We start from the raw sequence: 25629 nt of genomic DNA on the forward strand, positions 1-25629 counted from the left end.
CAACTAATTTATGGATAATCGCATAAAATTAATTAGAATTAGATGGTTTAGCAGAACACGTAGATTCACCAGAAATCAACTCAGCTTCCAGCATTATCTTATTCGATACAGTCTGGCCGTTCATAATTTGCAGGACATTCTCAACTGCCAGTCGCCCCATTTCTTCTTCATTCTGCCGCAAATGAGTGAACGCATAACCCGATCCGAGTGGAGTAGGTGGACTATCAAAGCAAATGATCGAAATATCCTCTGGAATCCTCAGCCCAAGGCGTTCAACCGCAGTTCTAGCCAGCAGGGCAATATTATATTCCACGGCAAAAAGCGCCGTTATTGTTGGATTCTCTTGTAAATGAGAAACTAGCCGTGAGATATCGTGTTCAATATTCTCATCATTAAAGGAATTTGGTAATGTTGAGGTTAAATCACTAACCCACAACCCCTTATCTACAGCTATCCCCCGCTCCGCATGTGCTTGTATAAACCCCTCCACCCGCTCCTCAAGAGCGGTCGTATCCGCTGGAGGTGGAGAGAGGAAAGAGATATGAGTATGCCCGAGATCAAATAAGTACTCCGTCCCTTTAAGTGCAGCCTTTATGTTATCCGTGCCGATCGAAGCAGCCGCTACTCCTTTCAGATGGCGATCTACCAGAACTAAAGGGAAACGCCCGATCACCAATTTTAGAATCTCAGCATTAAAAAATTCGCCTTGAGCCGGAAAAACAATCAGACCATCTACACCCAAGCTAAGCAACTTCTGAATAGACTGTTCTTCGTTCTCTGGTACGCCAAATGTTCTTCGTAGAACGAGGAAACAATCATTATCACGGGAAGCCTGTTCCATCCCATAAATCAAGCCTGTTCCATAACTGTTGCCAAAGTCGGTAATAATCAGACCAATCGTCTTTTCCTCATGGTTAAAGGCATTAAAAACAGTCCCGTCGGAGGTCGTCTCAGGAGACATAACTGAATCTATGTAGTCAACTGCCGGATCAGCCACAAACGAACCTCTTCCCGGTTTTCTCACAATCAAATGCTCGGCGGCTAGCATTTCCAGAGCTTTTTTACTCGTAATCCGACTTACATTATAAGTTTCGGCCAGTTCTTTTTCTGAAGGAACTCGCTCCCCTTGTCCATAGGATTTATTTACAATAAGCTGCTTCACTTCATCAAATATTTTTTCATACATCGGTTTGGATGACGTTGTCTCATTCATAACTTTCGTTATCTCCTGACTCTAATTTTTTCATCTTTATACATAATAATATATCATGATATATTAAGTTTGTCGACATTTGTACTGAAGCAGTTGAAAAAAGAGGGAGGAAGGGTTTAGAGTGTAAAGTGAAAAAATTCTAAGATTCGTATAGAAACAGAGATAAACCGTATTCTGAGAATACGGTTTAAGAGAGGCTAAGTAACAAATCTCTGAATAGACTCCTTTAATTTTCGAGATCCCAGTCGGGATTCCATGCGACTTCCCACAAATGCCCATCGGGGTCCATAAAGTGACCGGAATACCCTCCCCAAAAGGTATCATGTAAAGGGTCAACGATCTTCGCACCAGCCTTTTGAGCTAGCTCCATAACCTGATCTGCTTCCTTTTTACTTCCTACATTGTGGCCAATCGTTATTTCTGTTGAACTGGCTGGGGATAATGGAACCTTTGCCTCATAGGCCATATCTTTCCGATTCCAAAGTGCCAGCTTCAAGCCTGCCTGCAAATCAAAAAAGGCAACCGCTCCATGTTCAAATTCTTTGCCAATGATCCCTTCGGTCGGGAATCCTAATCCATCCCTGTAAAAAACCAAAGCCCTCTCCAAATCATCCACGCCTAGTGTTATTACTGTAATTCGGGGTTTCATCTATATCGAGCCTCCTATTTTCGTTTCGTTAAATTGTACGAGTGCGCCCATTAATTGTGTTCAGTACTTCTTCCCAATACATCTTCATCTGCTCTCGCATAACTGGATGGACCATTTTTTCTTGATAAGATCTACTATATTCATAGATAATATCAAACCATATTCCGCTTAACAAGTTTTTACACTTTTGTACATTTGTTCTTTTTTCGACCATAAAAAGCTTACACAGGTCTATCGTAAATGGCTGTTCAGATTATATAATAGAGACTATCTGGTATAGAAAGGAAGTTGATTTTTTTATGAAATTTGATGATTACCGCTATGAGCGACCGGATGTAGAGAAATTCAAGCAAGACTTTAACGCCCTGCTGAAAGATCTCAACGACACATCACCACTAGAGGTGCAAAAAGCTTCCGTCACTGCCATTAACAAGCTTCGCAATGAGTTTGACACGATGCAGACATTGGTTAGCGTTCGTCATTCTATCAACACGACAGATGAATTTTACAAAGCCGAACAAGAATTCATGGACGAAATCGGGCCTGTCGTTCAGGAATACATAACTAACTACTACAAAGCACTCGTACATTCCAAATATAGAGCCGAGTTTGAAAAGGAATGGGGTGCGCAGTTACTCCAGCTTGCTGAAGTATCGCTGCGGACGTTTAGTCCGGAAATCATTGAAGATTTACAATTGGAGAACAAACTATCAACTGAATACTCCCAGCTTATCGCATCTGCCAAGATTCTTTTTGAAGGTGAAGAGCGTACACTGCCTCAACTCGCACCTTTCGAATTGTCTACAGACCGTGATATGCGTAAAAGCGCTTCTGAAGCTCGGTTTGGTTTTATGTCCGAACACGAGGCTGAATTTGACCGCATCTATGACGAGCTCGTCAAGGTCCGTGACGGCATAGCTAAAAAGCTTGGGTACAGCAACTTTGTTCAGCTAGGTTATGACCGTATGATGCGTACCGACTATAATGCTGAAATGGTTGCTAATTTCCGCAAACAAGTTCTTGAATATATCGTACCTGTCTCCCAGCAGTTAAAGAAACGTCAGACTGAACGACTGGGTCTAGATGAATTGAAATATTACGACGAGAACTTTAGCTTTAAGACCGGGAACGCTACCCCTAAAGGAGATTCAGACTGGATTGTAGCTAACGGTAAGAAGATGTACAAAGAGCTCTCCCCTGAAACGGATGAATTTTTCACCTTCATGCTGGACAATAATCTGGTGGATTTAGTAAGCAAAAAAGGAAAACAAGGCGGCGGATATTGCACCTATTTCAGCCAATACCAAGCCCCTTTTATTTTCTCAAATTTCAACGGCACCTCTGGGGATATTGATGTCTTAACTCACGAAGTGGGTCATGCGTTCCAGGTTTATGAAAGCCGCAATATTAATGTGCCAGAATATGCTTTTCCAACCTATGAAGCATGTGAGATTCATTCCATGAGTATGGAATTTTTCGCTTGGCCTTGGATGAATTTGTTCTTTGAAGAAGATGCAGATAAATACCGCTTTAATCACTTATCTGACAGCCTTCAGTTTATTCCTTACGGGGTATCTGTCGATGAATTCCAACATTTTGTTTATAGCAACCCTGAAGCAACTCCTGCTGAACGCAAGCAAGCTTGGAGAGACATCGAGAAGAAATACTTACCACATCGTAATTATGAAGGTAACACTTATCTGGAACAAGGGGGCTTCTGGCATAAACAAGGCCACATCTTTGCCTCACCGTTCTACTACATTGACTACACACTAGCACAGCTATGTGCCTTCCAATTCTGGAAACGTTCGAACGAAGATTTCAAATCTGCTTGGAGCGATTATTTGGAGCTATGCCAAGCTGGTGGAAGCAAGTCCTTTATTAAACTGGTTGAACTAGCGGGTCTGACTTCACCATTTGAAGATGGCTGCATTAGCTCCGTTATTGGGGATATTGAAGGTTGGCTGAACAGCATTAATGATAAAGAGCTTTAATCCATTCTCTGATAAGCTCAACACAAAAAAAAGCAATCCTTGCCTTATGGCTTGGATTGCTTTTTAAAATTGAATGATCCAACTTCACCCATGTATGTTATCGATAACGAATCAATATATCTATTGGGTATCGACCCGCATTGCGACCATATAAGGCTAAGCCTCCGCCCTCTGCTTGAAGCTCCAAACGGAAAGTACGATTGCGATCTAGTTTAGCTGCTAACTGCCCCGGTACACTTACTTTACACAGATAGCCGTAAGAGCCCGCCTCATCTAACTTATTCGCTAATGGCTGATAATGCCAAGATAATACACCTCGGCTGTCGGCCGGATCATCTGGCAAATAGAAGGAGCCAATCCGTTGACCTTCTATCAGAACATTCACACGTGAAGGATGACGTTCTTCGTCGGTCATATAATACGTATTCGGATTATACTCCACCCTAGCATCTGCACCATGCATGAGATCAAGTCCCATTTCATTTTGCTTTGCGCCTTCAACATTTCGAGCCAATACTCGCTTTGCGCTGGCTTCGAACATGATTTCGATCTCGCCAATCATCTTTTTCTCCATACCATCTGGAAGAGTTACATCATATGCATAATGGCCTTGCCCAGCCCCATTGATTTTTGAGCACTGAATAGCTTCCCATTGTTGTTCAAAGTTGTGTTCTTTATACGCATCCACCGGGATATTAATACAATCTCCATCCCCTTCAAACCTTACACTCTGATTACCGCTTCTAACATCAAACGTAATGAAGTTGCGTGTGATTACCTCTTCCCTATTATTTATCAAGGAAACTGCCAGCACTGCAACTGCGTCCTGATCAGGCATAAGGACATAAAGAGGAGATAAATCTGATACTCCATATCCGTCCCACTTCACTGACATATGCTCACTTTGTGTAACAACTCGTGTTCCCAAATTGTCGTACCAAAGTTCCCACTTCACCTGTAAATGCTGTCCATGATATTTATCTGAGAAGCTGGAACGAAGAAGCGGAACTTTAACTTCATCCTTTGCGTTTACTGTCTGGCATGGCGGTGCATCGATCACGATGAAGTCCGGAGAATGCAGATCAGAAATCGTCATCCCTGGAACAAAGTCATCATAACCAAAATCTTTATCGCTGCCGTCTAACCGATAATAACCATTGAACTCGTTCGTAACATCGCGAAATTCGGTAAATACAAAACCACATAGCTTATCATGCCGCCGGAATTCATTCATCATATAGCGGTAATGCCATGCCAAATCACTATCCCCTGCCCCGCCTTCGATACCCCATACGTTTCCACATTCACTGTTCATCAGCGGGGCATCAGATTGTACATTACCTCCGATACAGTTAAAGTCTGAACCTGGGAAAGTTTTGTCTACAACCTCATTCAAATGTGATCTAAGCTGATCATAACCATTAATGTAGAAATGCCAAGTATTGATATCAGATTCCACATGATCATAGTTACAAGGTGAGTTATCTTCAACGATTCTAGATGGATCTAGTCGTTTTGCCCAGCGATATTGTTCCCGAACCCATTCCTGTGTTTCTTTGAGATAACTAGTCTGCTGCTGTAAATCACTCGTCAGACTAGTGTCCTGAGCGTTCGTCTTCAAGCCCCAAGTCTCGTTAAACATTACCCATGAGAAAATGGATGGATGATTATAGTCTCGTTCAATAACCTCGAGTGCTTCACGTTCATACGCGTTACGTGCTTTTTCATCGGGATTTCCCCAAAAGCAAGGCATGTCTTCCATCACCAAAATACCCAGTTTATCCGCCCAATATAGTTTGCGTGGTTCCTCTGGCTTGATATGAATACGCACAAAGTTCAGTCCCAAACGTTTCATTAGATAGATTTCATCCCGCATGTCTTCATCATTCGGATAAGTGAAATAGCCCGTTTTGTGATAAGACTGGTCAAGGGTACCGTTTAAATAAATCGGCTTGCCATTGAGGGTAATCCAGCGATAACCACGCTCATCAAAACGCACAGTTTGGATTTCTCGAACTCCGAAATAGGTACTGACTGTGTCTGTGCCAAAAGATCCGCTAAGTTGTAGTTCGCCTTCGTACAAATAAGGTGTATCTGGACTCCACAATTTTGGATCTGTTATATGGAAAGAGAGCTTAAATTCATTCTCCCCTGCGATAAGATCTATTTTCTCAGTATGCAATATAGAATTCTCTGCGAATTTCAGCGTGAAATTTGCCGATCCATTTTCTTGTGCAAAGATTCTTGTCGTCACGTTCACTTGCCCATCAATAGTGGTCACAAACTTAGCATCTTTCATATAAGTCTGAGGCCGAGATTCTAGCCATACGGGCTGCCAGATTCCGCGAATTTCTCCATAACCTTGTTTGCCACGCGTTTGGTAATCATGATCGAAGTCCTCTACTCTAACGACAATTGTATTGTCTAAGTCTTCAACCCAGTACTGAGTAACTTCGAACTCAAATGAACCATATCCACCTTGGTGTGAACCAACATGCACTCCGTTAATCCAAACGTCACATGAATAATCCACTGCCCCGAATCGCAAAAATAGTCGTGTCTGTGAGTCGGTAGTCTGCCATTTCAAAGTCCGCCGATACCATCCTATCCCTTTATGATCACTGCCAATACCTGATAATGGACTTACCCAAGAAAAAGGAACAGTAATCATCGAACTGTAAGCGATTTCGGAATTGGAATACCAATGTTCGCTAATTCCTTCATTGCTCGGATCAAAGCTAAATGACCATTCCCCATTCAAATTCATCCATTCGTTGCGCTGCCAATGTGGATGCGGATGTTCGGGACGAGGAATCGGAAGACTCTCAACATTCAGTACGGAAGTTGTCATGATATGAGCACAGCCTTTCAAAATAAGAAGTTGAGCTCATTTTAGCACCAGTATATAAAATTCGCAATGTATATTATAATTTTACAATATATAATCTTCAGTGTACAATATCCTCAACCAATCCTAACGAAAAGGAATACAACCAATGAATGATATTTCGCAAGAAACGATACGGTACCCCGCATCACGCATCTTAGATGTTGCTAAAGCACTTTCTGGAGATGTCAGAGTCCGTATTCTTGAAGCCCTTGGTGACAAGCCCATGAGTGTCAGTCAATTGGCCGAGACACTTGGCGTAGCTCAACCAACAATTTCAATCAATGTACAGACCCTTGAGCAAGTTAACTTAATCTCATCTACACAGGGTGCAAATCGCGAGAAAATATGTGCGGTCACCTGCCGATCCATCCATCTCGATCTTCCTTCGAAGCTAGGCGATGGTCTGCATCAAACGGAAGAAATACATATGCCCATCGGGATGTTCTCCCACTGTTCTATTCAACCCTCTTGTGGTATGGCTGGAAAAGACGGCGGAGTCATCGGTTCTCAGGATGATCCACGGGTATTCTATATGCCGGAACGAGTTGATGCATCTCTCTTATGGTTCGCTGACTCTGGCTATGTCGAATACTATTTTGCCAATCCACTACCCCCTGGTGTCGAGCTTGATGAGATTCGGATTTCGGCTGAGGTTTGTTCTGAAGCACCTGCATTTCGGGAAGATTGGGCAAGTGACATCACATTAACTATAAATGACCTACATGTCGGTACTTGGACTTGTCCATCAGATTTCGGTAACCGGAAAGGAAAGTTAACACCCGAACGATGGAAGGGTGGTACAGAATATGGAATGCTGACAGAGTGGAGTATCTCAGAACAGGGTAGCAAAATAAATGGAACTGCTTCTTCCCCTACTACAATTAGCTCACTGAAGCTGGCATTTAATGAGCCCATTCGAGTACGATTTGAGATTCGCGAAGATGCCCTCAATAGACGAGGACTTAATCTATTCGGAAGTGGTTTCGGAGACTACTCACAGGATATTATCCTGTCGTTTGTGCGTCGTTCAGTATCGGGTACATGATAACACGTAAGAATTGCACACCTGAAACCAGAGTAGATCGAAAGCTTCAGATGTGCCAGTGGACAATGTTTTCTTTACACACCAATTACTTACGCTTATCTTCAGCTTTTTTGATATTCTCAGCCACTCTAAATTTCACGATCTTACTAATTAATTCATAGGGCATCGGCTGATTAAGAGGGAATTGAATGGATCCTTTTGCTCCTTTATAGACTGATAATTCTTCTTTGAAAGCGTCAATACCATTAGGCGTTGGATAAAATCCAATATGGTTTTTGAAAGCCGCAAAATGCACCAGATTTCCGTGCAGTGTAAAAGTAGGCATCTGATAGCTAATCTTTTCAATCGCATCAGGTGCCGTTTCTTTTATTACTTTTCTTATTGTACTAAGGATTTCCTGAATCTCAGATGGAAACTTGGAAATATAGTCATCGATCGATTCATACGTGATTTTAGCCTCCACAATAAGTCCCCTCTCTGTTTCAAGTTCACATTTAACTTTGATGAAATGCTGCCAATGCCTCGTCTTCTGTACTCTTGAACAATATTTTATTCCCCTGATTACATTCGTAAATAAAATCATTCAGACTTTTACTATTATAGCCAGTAAATTCTCCCACAATAGCAACTCGCATCTGATAGTTTGTATACTTTTGAAGAATCTCTCCAGCAAGGCCCGTCTTTAACTCAAAAAAATCATCTGTGATTTGCTCTTTTCTTAGAATCATTTTATCGCATTCTTGATATCTAACGTTTGCCATTAGATCCAATGCATCATTCACAATTATTAATTACAATACCCTCGCTGGAAATCAAAGCTACTGTTGAATTGTCTTTACGGTTTAATGTGATTTGCATTCTAAATTGCTCCTTTTTCAATAAGAAATTCTTTAACATTGTGGTTTCCTTGTTGGATAGCTATAGCTAATACTGATTCACCACCTTCAATTTTAGCATGGATGTCAGCTCCGTGTTCGATTAACAAGCGTATCAGCTCCACATTATCCGAATGAAAAGCTGCAGAATGCAAGGCAGTGTGCCCATCGCTATCAAAAATATGTGTCTGAGCACCCTTGTTCAATAGCAGTTGGATAACACCCATATTCCGCTCCCCAGCAATTGCAGCATGAAGTGCAGTATTAGAAGGAATGAAATTTATCTTGGAATGAGATACTGCATCAACCTCAGCACCATGGTCTATCAATACCTGCACCGCTGCTTCTTTACCGAAATGTGCTGCATATCCCAAAGGTGTAAGGCCCTCGTCATTTTCCGTATTTGCAAGAGCCGGATGGAATTCTAAAATTTCTGTTAGCCGTGCAGCATCGCCATGTTGTGCCGACTGAAAAACTTCATTAATACTTTGCCGTAGTTCCATTAGATTTCGCCTCTTTTCAATTGATGAAGAAATGATTTAGCTTATTTTTTCTGGATAGTTAAGCCATTCTCCTGCTAACAAGAAGAAAAGACGTTGTAGTCTTTTAAAGACGATAACCATTTCTCGTAAAATAACAAACATAAAAAACAATACAAATTTATTGTAAATCAATAAATTAAATGCTAAAATCATGAAGTCATTAAATAAGTGAGGTGTTTTAAATGAATGTTAAACGAGGTTCAACCACTTTCTTAAAAGTAATTATTTTTCTGGTTGGAATTGCAGTGCTTGCTTTGTGTATCTGGTTGCCTGAGATAGCGGTAAGAGATGCAAGAGTACATCCAGATACGGCTTACTTCCTGATTCCCTTTTTAGTTTGTGCTTACGGATTTTGTATTGCGTTTTCTGTTGCGCTGTACCAAGCATATAAACTATTAAACAACATCGAAAAGAACAATGCTTTCTCTGAATTATCCCTTAACTCTTTGAAGATTATAAAGAAATGTGCTTTTGCAGTCATTTTCCTCATTTTGTTAGGACTAGTAAGCTTAAGGGTGCTTGCTAAAGTTACAGATAGTGATGATCCAGCGGGTCCTACATCATTATGTCTAATGGGTCTTTTAGCAACAAGTATCATCGCAGCCATTGTGGACGCACTTCAAAAGCCATTAAAAAATGCCCCAGATATAAAGCCAAAAAATGTATGATTAACAGTCAAATATCAACATTAGAATTTAATATAGCCAAAAGAAAAGAGTATTCATTCGAAGGTTATCGAATGAATACTCTTTCTTTTCAATGTATATTGTGAGCCAATTTTTAAATTAAATCAGACTTTTGAAGAAGCCGCTTAACGATCGCTGCAACCTCAGCTCTGGTCATATCATCCTTGGGAGCAAGTACATTGCTGCTTCGTCCCATGATTACGCCTGCCTGCAAGCAGTCAGCAATTGCGCTAATCGCCCAGTCAGATGCTTTGCCGGCATCGGTATATGGGTTCAAGAATCCTTCAGCGGATTGATTAGGAAGGTTAGCCTTTAGCGCTGTAATTTTCATCGCTTTGGCGATAATTAGCATCGCTTGTTCACGGGTAATTTGGTCATCAGGGCGGAACATGCCATCTTCAAAACCATTGATTAATTGATATGCATATGCAGTATTGATCGCACTGTTATACCAATCCGAAATTTTAACATCCGAAAATGGTGTTGCTGTTTGACTCAATCCTAGTCCGAGACCGCGAACGACAATCGCCGCAAACTCTGCGCGGGTAATCGCTTGATCAGGTGTAAATTGACCATTGCCAGTCCCTTCGATAACTAAACGGGAACCCATATCATTCACTGCATCTTTTGCCCAGTGATTAGCAACATCACTGAATTCAAGCGGATGCCAGATTACAGAGTAAGTGCCGCCACTAAGGCTGTTGATTGTAGCAAAATATTTGCCTTCAATGACTATCACTTTAGTAGGTACATGACGCACTGAGCCATCAGCATCAATATACACACCGGTTGTAATCTTATTCGGGTCCATCCCATCCGGAATAGCAATCGTACGTTTCACATACGTATTGAATTGGGATAGTTCAATACTCTTATCTCCGTAAATACCTCTAGCTGTAAAGTTTACTGGTGCGCCGACTAATGAAAATGATCCGTTTTGCGCAGCAGCTCCTAATGCTTTAACTTGATCGGCAGTTGGTGCGCTGATTTCAATCTGTATTTTAATATCTTGTAAAGCTACAGACTTGCCAATCTGCGCGGATAAGGCGTCAATATCAATCTGCCCAGAAGGCAGTGTAAATGTCGCATTTCCCGTTCTGATTTCAAGTATTGCTTGATTTCCCTGCATATTTTTAACCATTTGTCCGTTTAGTTCGCCAACGATAACATCAGATTTACTAGTGGCAGTGATAGAAACCACCGCACCTTTACCTTCAGTAGCGAGCTTGTCTTCCAGCTTCTTCTGGTCTAAAGCAATGGTGGTTAGCGTTTGATCATTCCGTTTACCATTCGTCGCAGTTCCCACGGTTTCCGCTTTACCATTGATTAAAATGGAAGCATCATTTACCACAGGTGCCGGCGTTGCTGATGGAGTTGGTTGAGAAGGAACATCAACACTGGATGGAGCGCTCGGGATGACTGAATTGGATTCAGCAGATGATTCGCTAAAGCCAGCCTTATTGATGGCCTGTACCGTGAAGATGTAGCTTGTACCATTCGTCAGACCACTGATTGTAAGCGGACTTCCATCACCCGTAACCGTCAGCCCTCCCGGATGAGCCGTTACAATATATCCTGTGATTTCGCTTCCTCCATCGTTGGTTGGTGGCGTAAAGGTGATGATCGCTTGACCATTTTCTGCAGTTGCAGTTACGGATGTTGGAATACCCGGTGCTGTAATTGGCTTAGCAGGAGCCTTCACAGTTACGGTTGTTGAAGCTTTATAACTTCCATCTTTCGTTGTAACTGTAATGATGGCTGTTCCCTCACCAACTGGAGTAACCACTCCATTCACGACTTTTGCGATAGTCTCATCGCTGGAGCTCCAGATCAGGTCCTTAATGGTCGCATCGGCAGGCGCTACTGTTGCTGTTAACGTCTCCCCATCTTCACCCACGGTTAAACTAAGTGCTGTCTGGTCTAACGTTACTCCCGTTACAATAACGGTAGGTGGCGTTGCTGCTTTCACATTCACTGTTGTTGAAGCAGTAAAACTTCCATCTTTAGTCGTAACCGTAATGGTGGCTGTTCCAACACCAACCGGGGTTACTACTCCGTAAACAACCTTGGCTACAGTCTCATCGCTAGAGCTCCAGATGACACCCTTATTCGTTGCATCGACAGGTGCAACTGTCGCTTGAAGCGTTTCTGCATCGTCACCTTCTTTAAAATCAAGCGTTGTCTGATCTAATGTTACTCCGGTTACTATAACAATTGGTGGCTTAGGTGCTGCCACATTCACAGTTGATGAAGCCTTAAAACTTCCATCCTTAGTCGTTACAGTAATAATTGCTATACCCTCACCAACTGGTGTCACCACTCCATCCACGACTGTTGCAACAGTTTCATCACTGGAGCTCCAGATCACATCTGTATCTGTCGCATTTGCAGGTTCTATTGTCGCCTTTAGTAAGGCATCTGCTTCACCAGCAGTTAAGTCGAGCGTCTCCTGATCAAGCTTCACTCCGGTTACGTCCACAACTGGAGCACTCACATTTACGGTGGATGTCGCAGTATAACTTCCGTCCGTAGTTGTTGCTGTGATCGTTGCGGTTCCAACGCCAACTGGTGTTACCACTCCATTAACAACTGTCGCGACAGTTTCATCACTGGAGCTCCAAGTCACTGTTTTGTTCGTGGCATTAGCAGGTTCTATTACAGCATTTAGTGTATCTCCTGCTTCTCCCTCTGTTAAACTAAGTGATGTTTTATTCAAAGTCACTCCAGTTACGAGGACATCTCCCACATCGTTTACCTGCACATTGAAGGTGTATAAACTACTTATAGTTCCATCATTTACAGTAACAGTAATCACACTGTTTCCGTAGGCATTCTTCGCTGGTGTTATTTCTAACGTCCGCACATCCCCACTTCCACTTACTTTCAGTCCATTATTCGGAATTAGGGAAGTATTAGAAGATGTAGCTGATACATTAAGGTCATCCCCATCCACATCAATAACCTTAAAGGAGCGTAATACAGATTTATTTTTTTCCGTTGTAGTACTTCCCATGAAGCCTGTGTCCTGCTTCCAGCTAGCACCAGTGATTGAACCGTTCTTAGCTGAACCAGCCGGTGTATTGACAGCAATAATACCATCATTTCTATTCGAAAATTTATAGTTCAAAGCCAGATTTGGCTCTGATCCATTCAAATCGACGTTCATTTCGCGAACAATTTCGCTCTGGGTTTTAGCTTTACTCCAAAACCTTACGTCTCTCATCCCACCGCTGTAATCTCCGTCCTGTCTCCAGGTGCTTTTACCAAGCCAGTTGTTCGGACGTGCCATATTTCCAACTGTACTTAAATCCATAGCCCCTTCTGCCTTAAGAACACCATCCCAATAAATTCGTCCCTTTTTCTGACTGTGATCATAAACAATTGCGACATGAACCCATTTAGAAGTCGGGAAATCTTCAGTGACGTTAATCTCACCTTTATTGGTATACGCTATGAAGCTCATTTTTTTTCCGTTAAAACCCACAAAAATATTGTGGTTTGCCTCACCGATTGAAGACTCGAAGAATCTCATCCAGGTATTAAAACCATTGACTTTTAAATTACCTTCAATTGTAAAAGAATTCTTGTATAACAGTTGATCTGGGAACGTCACATAATCCCCATTGCCGTCAAAACTAAGATAGTCCCCACCATTCAGTTCTGTCAGATAAGGTGCATCGTTCACTGGATTTACAGTAATTGTAGCAGTGCCTAGATCTGGGTTGAATGCTGCAGAAACAGTGGTATTCGCATTTTTTTGATAATTTTGATACCCTGTTGCTGTAGTGTCCCATAGCTTAAATTCAATGGAAGCTGTTCCGTTCCAGTCTTTAGCGGGGACAAAACGAATTTTCTCCGATTTCAGCAGCAGAAAAGCTTTAGTGTCAGACACTGGCTCGATATTATACCAGATGTTTCCCAATGTGTTGTAATATTGCCAGGCCCCATTTGTATTATCAAATGAAACCACAGCAATCCCTGTTGTCGCTGGATCGGTTACCTTTCCTGACAAAAGACTGGAAACAACAACGCCTGCGTTGGAAGAATCGTCTTCATTGATGGACGGTATCACAGCTGGGCTATTCACGATCCAACCAAAGTCCGATTTTGCACTCACTATTTGAGTGTGGATCGGCCCCACACCTTGCACCACAACTCCAGTGGCTAACGAAATACTAATGCCTATTTTCATAAATGATGGCTTCAAACTCTTTTTCCCCCTCTAGCTTAAATCATGTCATCATTTCGACAATAATCGAGAGTATTATACAAAATTATGATAAACGAAAAATAAACAAAAAAAAGAACCTTCGAATTCTAATCGATTCGTCGGTTCTCTTTTTCTTTATACTAGTTCATCATCTTCTTAATCAGAGCTTTGAGCTTAGGATCAGGTGAAGTTCCAAGCTCCTGTTGAAGGGTCTCTTCCAATTGCCCATATCGCCGATAAGCTTCATTCATACGCCCTAGTTCAATATACAAATGAATGATTTCCTGATGGATATCTTCTCTCAAGGGATCCAATTTCAAGATTCTCTCAAAGTAGTGCAGCGATTGTTGACGCTCGTTCTGCTCCATATGAAATCTAGCAGCTAGTTCCAACAGACCAATAAAATCCTGTTCAAGTCGGCGTGTCTTCCCACTAGCCCAATCGTATGCTTTACCTTTGAGAAAAGACCCCGTATACAATGTTTCTACTTGATTGAACCATTCAGAATCTTTTTTTGAGACCTGCCTAATTTGCTTCAGCTGTCGCTTAAACTCATACAAATCACAATAAATACTGCGTTCCTCTATACTAATTTCGGTTCTGCTGGCTTTAATAAAGCTAGTTCCGATTGCTTTTCGAATATAGTACAGGGTTGAGTTCAGATTCTTCAGCGCTTTATCAGGTTCCAGCCCGCTCCATAAGGTATCGATAATTTCATCTCGGCTAACCGTCCCTTTACTAATCAAAAAGGCAAACAATTCTTCGGTTTTTGGGCTCCTTAGCTTGATGGTCTCTCTGTCTTGCGTACGGCGGTATATCTTTAGTCCATTAAATAAGAGAACTTCTATGACGGGCTGAACCGTCACACCTCTATTCATTTTTTTGATCTTATCCAAAGTTTTAGTTAAACGCTGTGCAGTTACAGGCTTCAGCAAATAATCCACAGCACTCAGTTCGAAGGCTTGCAGTGCATATTCGTCATACCCTGTAACAAAAACCACATTAATCGATTCATCTAGTTCATGCAAAAGGGTGGAAAGCTTCATTCCATTTGTGTCAGGCATAGAAATGTCCAAAAAAGCTACATCAATCGAATTCCCCTTCACAAATTCATAGGCTTCCGTCGGATCCAGAAAAGTATCGTATACTTCAATCTCTCCACTCTGAGATAATATCCTTTTTAAGCGCTTTACTGATAATTCTTCATCATCCACGATAATGGCCCGCAGCATACTTCAACCTCCTATCCGCTTCATGTGTTGTTTGGGGATATCAAAAGAAACCCGTGTGCCTTTTCCTTCAACACTTTGAATACGAATGTTCTTTCCATAGAGAAGTTTGATGCGTTGACTAATATTCCAAAGCCCTACGCCTCTTTTATCTACATCTGATTTCATGATTTCCTCCAGCTTGTGCTCACTCATTCCGCGTCCATTATCTTCTACAACAAAGCTGACCACAGAAGGATCCGACTCTTTCACAGATATAGTTACCTTTCCCCCCCGTAAATTGGACATCAGTCCATGTCTTATAGCATTTTCTACTAATGGTTGTAGGATAAGTGGGGGAATCCGGCTATCCGTATTTGCGGTTATATCATATTCCACTTGTAATCTAGCACCAAAGCGCACTTTTTCAATATTAATATATGCTTTAACTAGCTCTAGCTCACCCTCCAAGGTAGTTAACGAATCCAACTGTTTGAAATCAAAGCTGCTTCTCAAATACTGTGACAGCTCCAGCGTTAATTCTTCCGCCTGCTCAGGTTCTTCCACACATAATGCAGCAATTGAATTCAGGGCATTGTACAAGAAATGCGGTTTGATCTGAGAACGTAAAAAGGCAATTTCGGCATCTTTAGCTTTCTTCACAGAAGCTCTCAATCGGGTCAGACTTTTCACACGCGCCATTAATTCTTCCGCTTCAAACGGCTTCCCCACATAATCATTTGCCCCATTATCCATGGACATTTTCATATCGTTAACTCTATTCTTCGCCGTTAGCATTAACACAGGCAGCTCAAAGGGTGTGAATCTCTCTCTAATCTTCTGCAGAACCTCATAGCCAGAAATATCCGGCATTGTAATGTCCAGTACAACGAGAAAAAAGTCTGAATTCTTCGATAACTCATCAAGTGCCAGCTGCCCGCGGTTCACAACAACAATGGAATATCCCTCAAGCTTGAACAAGTTGATCATAGATTGCAGGTTGGCAAAATCATCGTCCACGACCAAAATGGGCTCATTGATTTTACCTTTGATATATATAGGATACTCCTGGCGCGGAAAGAAAACTTCTCTATAAGGAAGAGTCTTATCCACGATTGGACCCGTGACTTGATTAGATGTTCGATCCCATCGTGGAAGAGTAAATATAAAGACCGATCCTGTACCAGCAACAGAGTCCACTCTAATGTTCCCGCCATGTAACTCAACCAGCTTCTTGGTAATGCTTAGTCCGAGACCTGTTCCACCATGACTATGAATTTCAGCTTCGTCCACTTGCTCAAAGGCCATAAAAATACGTTTCTGCATATCCGGTGCAATTCCGATTCCCGAGTCTGCCACACGGACCTCAACCCATTCATGTGTAAATCTGGCACTAATATTTATTTCACCCTGCTCCGTGAATTTAATCGCATTATCTACCAAGTTGTGCAAAATCTGAATCAAACGGTTGCCATCTGCATGTACAGGTGGAAATTCTGAAGCAACATTGTTTACGAGAAAGATCGACTTTTCTCCGAGCAGAAACGAATGTATACCGATAACAGAATCTACAACAGCTTTCAGATCTAGGGTGCTTTTATATAAGGTGATATCTCCATGCTTCATTTTGGAATAATCGAGCAATTCGTTTACCATATAAGTTAATCTTCTTCCACTTCCCATTACGATCGCTAGATTCTGCGCTTGCCTTTCGGTAACTGGACCTTCAACCCCATTAAGTAGTGTAGCAGTAATGTTGACTATGGCATTCAGTGGTGTCTTCAGCTCATGAGAGGTATTGGAGAGAAACTCGTCCTTAATTTTGTCCAGACCGATCAGTTGGTTTTTCATTTCATCTATCGTATGATAAGCCTCGAAAAAACGGAGAACAATCAGAACGATCATAATGATATTAAAGGCTACAATGTAAAACTGTCCTAGCCAAAGGTTTTCTTTCATCGAAAGAGCAAACAGAATGATGTCTATCGAGTACAGATTGATAGCAAGAATCGCCAAGAACAGCAGCAACGATTTGATCCGATTTACTTCAGGGCTTCTGATGTACAAGATAGCCACTCTAAACAACATCCAAATTAACATCAATTCATATACAATGATCACATAGGTAGAGAAAAGCGTGTAAGTACGAATAGGCAGGATTGCTACCAATATTATAAAGCTGCCTAGTATAATCGTTACGACTTGCGTAAGTTTTAAAGAGATTATGCTTTTGTGCATTTGGTAGAAAAATATAGCCAGAACAATAAAACACGATATGGAGCTAATATCCTTCACTTTGTATAACACAATGAACGAAAGGTTTGGGAAAAACAGTAACAGCGAACGTTCTCCAATCAAGCCATGATAGATCGCAAGCAGTAAACAAATAATAGCAAATACAAGTAAGGAGTAATCCTTCTTACGGTATAAAGCAGCCGCCACAAAGCAGATGACAAAAATAAGTGATAATGTTCCCAATATTGCAACTGTACTAAATTCACGAGCCGTACTCTTCTGCTGGTTCTCCAGCATAGCGGCTTCCTCGCCAAACGTAAGAGATACCGGAATACCTGCATTTACATATTCATAGTTAGAAACTTGAATGATAATCTCTACATCACCTTTTTCAGACGAAAAAAGCCCAATCTGCGGAATATTCCCCGACTGGTAATCGGCAGTACTCATAGTGGGGTTTCCATCCTTAATGAGTAAATGACCATTCACATAAATCGCACTCGAAAAGCGGATATTCGTTTTTTTCAAAGCGAATACACCGTTTACAGGTAAGTTTTTCAGCACCATCCGATAAGTAGCAGAACCGAATGCAGGTAAAGGTTGTCCATCAACCACTTTGCCATTCCATCGTGAAGGGACCTCCATTAATGCTGTAGGAGCAGGTTTGTCTGTGCTTGATTCTTTAAAATGCTCAGGCATTAGCAGCTGATTCCAATAAAATTCCCACTCACCATCTAACTTGATGACCTTTTGTTGCCCATAATCCCAAGTTGAAAGATCCATGCTCCCCTTCTGAACTTGCAGATAATTCTCATGTTGATCATTATCTATAAAAATGGATAGTGGGATTGTTGCTAACGAGATGAAAGCAATTAAATAAATAAGTAACGTCCTTTTGAGCATCGTAGGCCCCTTTTCTATGGTGATGTTAAGCTGCGCAAACGCTTGGGGCATCGTGCAACACTTGGATTAAATAGGATAGATAACGATAGATAATTCTATAAAATTTTCTGTTTTCCTTCATGTTTCGACAAATTAATGGAATGGTGATTAGCGATTACATGAAACTGAGATCCACGCTTGACCTTAGGTCAGACCTAAGGTTTATAGTTAAATCAACAAATACCAATATAGTTAGGGGCACCTCCATTGAATCATTACATTACGATTGGTGAACTTTCAAAACTTATGAATGTATCCGTACATCAAATTCGATATTTTGAAGAGAAAGAGATTTTATTTCCAGCCTATACCGATAGCAATCAATACCGGATGTACGGAATTAATGAGATTTATCAGTTGGCCCAGATCCTATTACTCCGCAAATTGAACGTGCCTGTCAGTACGATTAACAAAAGCATGAATAACTTCACCAAAAATGACTACCATCAACTTTTGGAGCAGTCTCTAAGTAAAATAAACTCTGAAATAAACCAGCTAATGTTGTTGCAGCAGTTTTTACAAAAGGTACTTAAAGAATACGAGCACTCTGACATTCTAGAAGACAAATATCACATTAAACAATTGGATACTCGTCATTTAAAAAAATGGATGGAAATAGAGCAAGATGAGCCACTCACCGCTCGAAGTCTGTATGAAAAAAAGCCGCAACCAGCTCATTTATTTGAAACAGATCTGCATTATTTATACGATACTGAACAAGTAACCTTATGTTTTGAAAGCACTCACTTACCAGACATCATCCTAGAAAAAGGCAGCTACTTATATAAAGCATTTTTCGTGACGGATAACCAGGATATTGAACGTGAGATTGCTCAATTGGAACACTATTTAACACAACATCACTATACAATTCAGGGACCATTGATCCTTTTGGAAAAATCATATCTATCCCTATTCAACAATGACAAGCTTCATTATGAAATCCAAATTAATATCAAGCATGACCCTGACGGTGTAGCATGATAAGTCCGAACAAGATAACAATCGCTCACTACCAAGAACAAGATCATAGAGCAGTCTGCAGTCTTTTAGTGGATGCGTTCCACGGTAAATTCCACTCCCTCATCTCACTAGAGGACGATGATATTGCTGAACTACTTTTTGGGCTCTGGGAGCATGATCAACAGTCCGCATCATCACAACAAATCGTAGCTAAAGAAAATGGAGAGGTTGTCGGTACGCTCAGCATTAAGTGGAAGGACAGCCGAGCCTCAGACAGAAGTAAATTTATATCACCTCACCATAGTTCCTTTTCACAATTATTTAAGAAATTTGGATATTTAAATGTATGTAAGTTAATGGTTGGGTTACATTTTTTGAATTATCAGCCTCGCGCAAAAGAATGTTATGTCGATCATTTGGCCGTTCGATCTAGCCACCGTAATAAAGGAATCGGTAAGCAGTTGCTTAGTTGGGCAATAGATTCTGTAAACAGTCACTCCGAAGTGGACAAATTAACGCTACATGTTGCTAAAAATAATAAACGAGCTATTCATATGTACCAACAGATGGACTTTGCTATCGATCAATCAAACTATAGCGGGATTAGACACCTTCTTTTTAAAGAGGCTAATTGGCATTACATGACGAGGCGTTTACCACTACATCCTAGGAGCTCAATAAATGAAAAAAAATATTAAATTAACCGCATGCTTGATCATTGGCTTAATGGCAGCTTCAGTCTTATTCGTATTAAATCAGCATTCATATGCAATGAATGAGCAAAAGATAGAAATCGAAACCCCTCAGGGTAAACTAACAGGAACTTTAATTCTACCCCAGCACTATTCTGGAAACGTAGGGCTAATAGTTTTTGTTCATGGTGATGGTCCCATAAATGACACATACGATGACGGATATAAACCTTTATGGGAGAAATTCGCATCTGCCGGATATGCTTCTTTGTCTCTTAACAAGCCTGGTATTGGTGGTTCCTCTGGTAACTGGTTGGAGCAAAGCATGGAAGATCGTGCTCAGGAAACGATATCTGCGATTAACTGGGCGAAGAACTTACCAATGATTGATAAGAAGTCTATTGGTTTGTGGGGAGCAAGTCAGGCCGGTTGGGTGATTCCCAAGATTGTAAAAGAAGTTCCTGATCTCGCGTTCAGTATTCTTGTATCGCCTGCGGTGAACTGGATTTCTCAAGGTAAATACAATACAAGATTAGAAATGAAACAAGAAGGCTTCTCGGAAAATGAGATCCAAGCGAAAGAACATTATAATGCTCAAGTATTACAATTACTTAACGAACGAGCATCTTACGAGGATTACTTGCGTATTGCACATTCCGAGAACTTGATTTCTAAGGAACGCTGGGAATTTATCGCCAAAAACTATCAGTCTGATGCCACCGAAGAACTTAGTTACTTCAATGCTCCTGTCCATTTAGTACTCGGCGGTCAAGATATCAATGTAGATATTGAGGAAACCGAACGTATTTATCGTGAAAAAATACCTGCCAGCTTGCTCTCAGTCTCTTATTTTCCCAACGCTGACCACTCTATGCTTTCAAAGAAGAATGCCGCATCCCCCTTAAGGACTTATTTAACCGCTGTTTTCTTTCCACGACAATTGGTGGAAGATCAATATTTAGATGATCTAAGCCGATTTGTGAAGACACAACATTAAACCTATTTCCAGATAAGAAGTCTGGCTATTGACTTTACCCTTAGGGGAAGGTGCATAGTGGAATTGAACAAACCATCGAAATTCAAAGTTTATATATCATTAAATATCGAAGAAATGGAGATGAGATTGTTGCTGTCCATAGGAGAATTCTCGAAGATATGCGAAGTGTCAACCAAAACGCTGCGGTATTATGAGGAAATTGGATTAATTCATCCCAATGAGATTAATCCCGAGAACGGTTATAGGTATTATTCCATCAAACAACTAACAAAAATGCTCTTTATCAATCGTTTGAAATCTTATCATTTCTCACTTGAAGAAATCAAAGATATTCTGGAATGGGAGCAGGATCATTTTGAAGAGAAGCTTAGTACAACCCTAAATCTCAAAAAAAGAAAACTACAAGAGAAACTACGAACTTACGAATATACGTTAAAGCAAATTAATAGTGATGTTCTAAATTTAGAGAAAGGAATATCTATGATGTCCTACCTAAATAAGATAGAAGTGCAAATTGTTGAAACCAAACCAATGCATATTCTTTTTACGCGTCAAATGTTGAGCAGTGATGATTATGCGCTTGGATATGGTAAGTATTTTAGCAAACTGTATGAAACTATTGCCACTGAAAAGCTGACCTTGCTGGGCACGCCAATAACAATTTATCACAGTGAGGAATATAATCCTGCCGGGAATGATACAGAGTTTGCCCTACCTATTGAGGAGATCGTAAACGGAACGAGGGAATTACTTGAAGGGCTGTGTGCGAAGTCTGTTTATAAGGGCCCTTATTCAGAATTAACATCGGTTTATGCGAAGCTCACAGAATGGATAGAAAATGAAGGTTATGAAATGGTGAACTCACCCTATGAAAAATATATAACAGACCCCACGCAAACTTCTGATCCTGAGGATCTTGTTACTGAGGTGTATTTTCCAGTTAAAAAAAGAGCGTAGCCACACTCATATTCACACCAAAATTTGATTAAAGGAGTTATCGATATGCACAGAAACTACTGGCCTACAAAAGACTGGCAAACTTCAGATCCGGCTGCTACCTTAGGAATGGATACTGAACAACTTTCAGAACTAGAAGCTAAGATTAAATCCGACTATAGTAATATAAACGGAATTGTAGTGGTGAGAAATGGATATATTGCCTATGAACAATACTTCAATGGCTATGGTCCGAATGATCTGCATCATGTGGCTTCTGTAACGAAAAGCATCTTATCCGCCCTCATTGGTATTGCCATTGATGCCGGCTTTATCAAGCATGTTGATCAGGAGGTGCTGGATTTTTTCCCCGACTATGTTCCCGACGATGCTGCTGCCAATCTACAAAAACGAGAAATCACTATACGCCATTTGCTCACCATGACAGCTCCCTATGCTTTTGAAGACTGGCACGAGCCACTGGAGCAACTCTGTAAATCGTCCGACTGGGTCAAATACACACTTGATATCCTTGGCCACCAAGGGAATGTCGGTGATTTTAAATATTCCAGCGCAGGGGCGCACTTACTGTCAGCTGTCATCACTCGTTCCACAGGAAAAAGTGCCCGTGAGTTTGCTAACGAGCGATTATTCAGCCCTATCGGCATGACGGAAATCCCGGATTATGAGATGAAATCATTTGGGTTTGATGATTTATTTGGGGTAAATGTGAAGGGATGGGTGGAAGACCCCAATCGTATCACCACAGGAGGATGGGGACTTACGTTGTCTCCACGTGATATGGCGCGTTTTGGTTTATTATATTTGAACCGTGGAAAATGGGAGAATAATCAGATTATTTCGGAGACATGGATTGAAGAATCAACAGCGATGAACCCTAATCATTACGGTTATTTGTGGTGGCTACGCGAAGAAGATGGGACTTACACTTACTCAGCGTTAGGGGATGGTGGTAATGTCATTTGCTGCATTCCAGAAAAAAAACTTGTCGTAGCTATCGCCTCAGAAATCACACTTCAGCCTCGTGACCGGTGGCCTCTGATTAAGGATTGTATTATTCCGTCTGTAGTAGAGTAAAGAAGATAGAAAACATGCTGGTTGCCACTACTTCATTAACAACTAGGAGTGCAACCAGCTGTCTACAATCTAAATCATTTTGCTTCAAGGAAAAATAATATCGCCTTCGTTGCTGCTTACATCAAAAAATCCTACTTTGTGTTTTATAGCCAACTCCCGCATCGCCGTATAAGCTTCCTCAGCTACAGAATAAGCGAAAGCTGCATAGATGACGGATGAGCCAAGCGAGTAGTCAGTCAACCGGTTATCCGTTCCTGCTTCCTCCATCGCCTCAAAAATCTCATCCTCTACATTCATATTAGGAAATTGCTCGGACAACTCACTATAAAAACGTTGCAGCGCCTCCGATAAAACTGATGGATCATTATAGGCATGGTCTTCCGACCACTGCACTTGCTGCTCATACCACTTCATAAACGCTGCTCTCTCTTGCGGTGCTTTAGACGTCTCGAACGCCATCAAATCATAACTCATTAGCAATCCTCCTCTAAACCACCCTAATCGTGCATTTTCAGTTCCTATAAATTGTTGGGCTGTTTTGATTATATATTAAAAATCATCAGACCCATACTATAGAATTATGATACTTACTCACCCATTAAATATTTAAATATCATGTGAGCTCAGGTGTATCTACAAAAGTAACCACTGGCTCCATTACGCCATGTAATTCAAACAAGATTAGTTCGTTCCCGCCTTGACGCAAAAGCGGTGCCGGTATGTAAAGCGTTTTTGTCGGACCCTCCTCCCAGTAACGACCTAGATTAAAGCCGTTTATAAAAACCTGACCTTTACTCCATCCGTCCAACCGCAAAAAAGTATCCTCAGGCTTACTGACTTGAAAGCTCCCCCGGTAGAAAGTGGGCCGCTGACGTTCTTCGCAATCTATCGGTGTGAATGATAATCCTTTAAGATCTGTTAATGGCAAGGAACGAATGGTCCAATCATGCAAAAATTGATAGCCGAGTCTAACGCCACAGGTTATGCCCTTCGGATCACGAAGCAGAGGGCCATAATTTACGCGTCCCATGTTCTCCACAAGAATGTCGATTTGCAGTCCCACAATCGGGATCTCTAATGAAATTCCTCGCGGATCCCAGCGTTCAACTGTACCGACAAAGGCCCCATTCGCGAATACAAGCGCACGATCGCGAACTTCTTGAAGAACGAGCTCCGTACTGCTGCGGGGTCCACTGATCTTCGTTGAATACAAGATAAATCCATAATCCTGACCCAGTTTCTCCATTGGCTCGGGACATGCTCTACGTTCTGGACGAGACAAAACGTCTAACTGAGTGAACAGTGGTGCTGCTTCTGTCATCAACACTTTACCATAAGCTTGTGACTTTATTAACGGCGGTAATTCCAGTGGCGGCAACGTTACGTATTTCTCAATAATTTTTCGAGCTTCATAAAATTTTGCAGTTGGCTTACCCGATTCGTCCAGCAGTGTATCATAATCGTAGCTGGTTACGATGGGCTCATATTTGTCAAAAAGATTTGCCCCATTCATAAATCCAAAATTCGTCCCCCCATGAAACATGTAGAAGTTAACAGAGGCTCCTAGAGCCAGCATTTCATCCAAAGTCTCCGCTACTTCGGATTCGGGGCGGGTATTATGCGGTTTCATCCAGTGGTCAAACCATCCATTCCAGAATTCCATGCACATCAACGGCCCCGTAGGCTGATATTCACGTAATTTAGCAAAGGCTTCCTTTGCCCGTGAACCGAAATTTACGGTGGCGAACACTCCGTCGATCATACCGCCTTGAAGCATATGATCTTCAGCTCCATCTGAAGTAAACAGCAGAACGTCCATGCCGCGGGCGATCATTCCTGCTTTTAGATCATGCAGGTAAGTCTTATCACTCCCAAAGCTTCCATATTCGTTCTCTACCTGAAGGGCAAGCACAGGCCCACCGTTAGTGCTTAACAAAGGCCGCAGACGTGGAAGCAACTCATCGAAATAGGCATCCAACTTAGATAAATAGACGTTATCATTACAACGCAGCTGGATGTTATCGTCCGCAAGTAACCAAGCTGGCAATCCACCGAATTCCCATTCCGCACAAATATAAGGACTTGGCCGCAAAATCACGTGCAAACCAAGCTCTCCAGCAAGTCTAACGAAAGCCTCGATGTCAGCAAATCCATCAAAATTGAAGCTCCCCTCCTCTGGTTCGTGTAAATTCCAAGGAATATAGGTTTCAACAGTATTTAATCCGCAAGCCTTCAGCTTCAGCAAACGATCCTGCCAATATTCCGGAACGATCCGGAAGTAATGAAGCGCACCAGAAAGCAACCGCATGGGTTGTTCGTCTAATATAAAATGATCCCCTGATATGGATAACTTCCGCATATAATTTCTCCTCCAACATTGAGATAGACTATTCAATTATAGGTAATAAAAATATCAACCCATATGGACAATTCTAATGAAATATATGGAGAATT

At 41.5% G+C, this 25629-nt stretch carries 18 protein-coding genes and 1 pseudogene; 8 read left to right on the forward strand and 11 right to left on the reverse strand.

Annotation, left to right across the window (positions count from 1 at the left end; translation table 11 throughout):
• Positions 1-28 precede the first annotated feature (28 nt).
• A complete protein-coding gene (locus H70737_RS16895; RefSeq protein ID WP_042189006.1) occupies positions 29-1213 on the reverse strand; it encodes a GntR family transcriptional regulator in 1185 nt (394 codons plus the stop codon).
• 226 nt (positions 1214-1439) lie between these two features.
• Positions 1440-1862, reverse strand: coding sequence for a VOC family protein (locus H70737_RS16900; protein WP_042189008.1), 423 nt, complete (start codon positions 1860-1862; stop codon positions 1440-1442).
• 299 nt (positions 1863-2161) lie between these two features.
• On the opposite strand from H70737_RS16900, the gene H70737_RS16905 reads away from it, so the two are divergent.
• Positions 2162-3856: a M3 family oligoendopeptidase gene (locus tag H70737_RS16905; protein WP_042189010.1), complete on the forward strand. Its 1695-nt coding sequence runs from the start codon at positions 2162-2164 to the stop codon at positions 3854-3856.
• Between the two features lie 97 nt (positions 3857-3953).
• Here the strand turns inward: H70737_RS16905 and H70737_RS16910 are convergent, their stop codons facing one another.
• Positions 3954-6707, reverse strand: coding sequence for a glycoside hydrolase family 2 protein (locus H70737_RS16910; protein WP_042189012.1), 2754 nt, complete (start codon positions 6705-6707; stop codon positions 3954-3956).
• 145 nt (positions 6708-6852) lie between these two features.
• On the opposite strand from H70737_RS16910, the gene H70737_RS16915 reads away from it, so the two are divergent.
• Entirely contained in the window at positions 6853-7791 is a 939-nt protein-coding gene (locus H70737_RS16915; RefSeq protein WP_042189014.1) for an ArsR/SmtB family transcription factor, read from the forward strand.
• A gap of 85 nt (positions 7792-7876) precedes the next feature.
• Here H70737_RS16915 and H70737_RS16920 read toward each other — a convergent pair whose 3' ends face one another.
• The 3 genes and pseudogenes from H70737_RS16920 to H70737_RS16930 form a co-directional block, all read right to left on the reverse strand.
• The gene (locus tag H70737_RS16920; protein ID WP_042194061.1) at positions 7877-8257 is read right to left on the reverse strand and encodes an iron chaperone; all 381 of its coding nucleotides are present in this window, start codon (positions 8255-8257) and stop codon (positions 7877-7879) included.
• A 28-nt stretch (positions 8258-8285) separates the two neighbouring features.
• Positions 8286-8649: pseudogene (locus H70737_RS16925) on the reverse strand (DUF4180 domain-containing protein).
• Between the two features lies 1 nt (position 8650).
• Positions 8651-9169: an ankyrin repeat domain-containing protein gene (locus tag H70737_RS16930; protein ID WP_042189016.1), complete on the reverse strand. Its 519-nt coding sequence runs from the start codon at positions 9167-9169 to the stop codon at positions 8651-8653.
• Positions 9170-9390: 221 nt separating this feature from the next.
• Here H70737_RS16930 and H70737_RS16935 point away from each other — a divergent pair, with 221 nt between their 5' ends.
• A complete protein-coding gene (locus H70737_RS16935; protein ID WP_042189017.1) occupies positions 9391-9876 on the forward strand; it encodes a DUF2975 domain-containing protein in 486 nt (161 codons plus the stop codon).
• A gap of 112 nt (positions 9877-9988) precedes the next feature.
• On the opposite strand, the gene H70737_RS29865 is transcribed toward H70737_RS16935, so the two are convergent.
• The 3 genes from H70737_RS29865 to H70737_RS16960 form a co-directional block, all read right to left on the reverse strand.
• Complete coding sequence (locus H70737_RS29865) at positions 9989-14101, reverse strand: S-layer homology domain-containing protein (protein ID WP_052404324.1); 4113 nt, start codon at positions 14099-14101, stop codon at positions 9989-9991.
• 143 nt (positions 14102-14244) lie between these two features.
• Positions 14245-15336: a response regulator gene (locus H70737_RS16955; RefSeq protein ID WP_042189019.1), complete on the reverse strand. Its 1092-nt coding sequence runs from the start codon at positions 15334-15336 to the stop codon at positions 14245-14247.
• 3 nt (positions 15337-15339) lie between these two features.
• Entirely contained in the window at positions 15340-18450 is a 3111-nt protein-coding gene (locus H70737_RS16960) for a hybrid sensor histidine kinase/response regulator (RefSeq protein ID WP_042189021.1), read from the reverse strand.
• A 246-nt stretch (positions 18451-18696) separates the two neighbouring features.
• On the opposite strand from H70737_RS16960, the gene H70737_RS16965 reads away from it, so the two are divergent.
• From H70737_RS16965 to H70737_RS16985, 5 genes are all read left to right on the forward strand, one after another.
• On the forward strand, positions 18697-19473 hold the full coding sequence (locus tag H70737_RS16965; protein ID WP_081951150.1) for a helix-turn-helix domain-containing protein: 777 nt from the start codon (positions 18697-18699) through the stop codon (positions 19471-19473).
• Positions 19470-20150 carry a GNAT family N-acetyltransferase gene (locus H70737_RS16970; RefSeq protein WP_052404325.1) on the forward strand — a complete coding sequence of 227 codons (681 nt, stop codon included), beginning with the start codon at positions 19470-19472 and terminating at the stop codon, positions 20148-20150. Before H70737_RS16965 ends, H70737_RS16970 begins: the two co-directional genes overlap by 4 nt.
• A complete protein-coding gene (locus H70737_RS16975) occupies positions 20134-21141 on the forward strand; it encodes an alpha/beta hydrolase family protein (RefSeq protein WP_042189023.1) in 1008 nt (335 codons plus the stop codon). The genes H70737_RS16970 and H70737_RS16975 overlap by 17 nt, the downstream gene beginning before the upstream one ends.
• A 129-nt stretch (positions 21142-21270) precedes the next feature.
• Entirely contained in the window at positions 21271-22098 is an 828-nt protein-coding gene (locus tag H70737_RS16980; RefSeq protein ID WP_042194079.1) for a MerR family transcriptional regulator, read from the forward strand.
• Between the two features lie 45 nt (positions 22099-22143).
• Positions 22144-23175, forward strand: coding sequence for a serine hydrolase domain-containing protein (locus tag H70737_RS16985; RefSeq protein ID WP_042189025.1), 1032 nt, complete (start codon positions 22144-22146; stop codon positions 23173-23175).
• 84 nt (positions 23176-23259) lie between these two features.
• Here H70737_RS16985 and H70737_RS16990 read toward each other — a convergent pair whose 3' ends face one another.
• Both H70737_RS16990 and H70737_RS16995 read right to left on the reverse strand, forming a co-directional pair.
• Positions 23260-23649, reverse strand: coding sequence for a hypothetical protein (locus tag H70737_RS16990; protein ID WP_042189026.1), 390 nt, complete (start codon positions 23647-23649; stop codon positions 23260-23262).
• Positions 23650-23788: 139 nt separating this feature from the next.
• Positions 23789-25534: a glycoside hydrolase family 35 protein gene (locus tag H70737_RS16995; protein WP_042189028.1), complete on the reverse strand. Its 1746-nt coding sequence runs from the start codon at positions 25532-25534 to the stop codon at positions 23789-23791.
• Positions 25535-25629 lie beyond the last annotated feature (95 nt).

Origin of the sequence: Paenibacillus sp. FSL H7-0737, assembly GCF_000758545.1 — a bacterium.
Taxonomy (GTDB): Bacteria; Bacillota; Bacilli; order Paenibacillales; family Paenibacillaceae; genus Paenibacillus_AQ.

Coding starts and splice junctions, on each gene's coding strand:
- H70737_RS16955 (WP_042189019.1), bottom strand. CDS start 15,336: ATGCTGCGGGCCATTATCGTGGATGATGAAGAATTATCAGTAAAGCGC.
- H70737_RS16970 (WP_052404325.1), top strand. CDS start 19,470: ATGATAAGTCCGAACAAGATAACAATCGCTCACTACCAAGAACAAGAT.
- H70737_RS16935 (WP_042189017.1), top strand. CDS start 9,391: ATGAATGTTAAACGAGGTTCAACCACTTTCTTAAAAGTAATTATTTTT.
- H70737_RS16990 (WP_042189026.1), bottom strand. CDS start 23,649: ATGAGTTATGATTTGATGGCGTTCGAGACGTCTAAAGCACCGCAAGAG.
- H70737_RS16930 (WP_042189016.1), bottom strand. CDS start 9,169: ATGGAACTACGGCAAAGTATTAATGAAGTTTTTCAGTCGGCACAACAT.
- H70737_RS16915 (WP_042189014.1), top strand. CDS start 6,853: ATGAATGATATTTCGCAAGAAACGATACGGTACCCCGCATCACGCATC.
- H70737_RS16985 (WP_042189025.1), top strand. CDS start 22,144: ATGCACAGAAACTACTGGCCTACAAAAGACTGGCAAACTTCAGATCCG.
- H70737_RS16895 (WP_042189006.1), bottom strand. CDS start 1,213: ATGAATGAGACAACGTCATCCAAACCGATGTATGAAAAAATATTTGAT.
- H70737_RS16995 (WP_042189028.1), bottom strand. CDS start 25,534: ATGCGGAAGTTATCCATATCAGGGGATCATTTTATATTAGACGAACAA.
- H70737_RS16910 (WP_042189012.1), bottom strand. CDS start 6,707: ATGACAACTTCCGTACTGAATGTTGAGAGTCTTCCGATTCCTCGTCCC.
- H70737_RS16900 (WP_042189008.1), bottom strand. CDS start 1,862: ATGAAACCCCGAATTACAGTAATAACACTAGGCGTGGATGATTTGGAG.
- H70737_RS16975 (WP_042189023.1), top strand. CDS start 20,134: ATGAAAAAAAATATTAAATTAACCGCATGCTTGATCATTGGCTTAATG.
- H70737_RS16905 (WP_042189010.1), top strand. CDS start 2,162: ATGAAATTTGATGATTACCGCTATGAGCGACCGGATGTAGAGAAATTC.
- H70737_RS16960 (WP_042189021.1), bottom strand. CDS start 18,450: ATGCTCAAAAGGACGTTACTTATTTATTTAATTGCTTTCATCTCGTTA.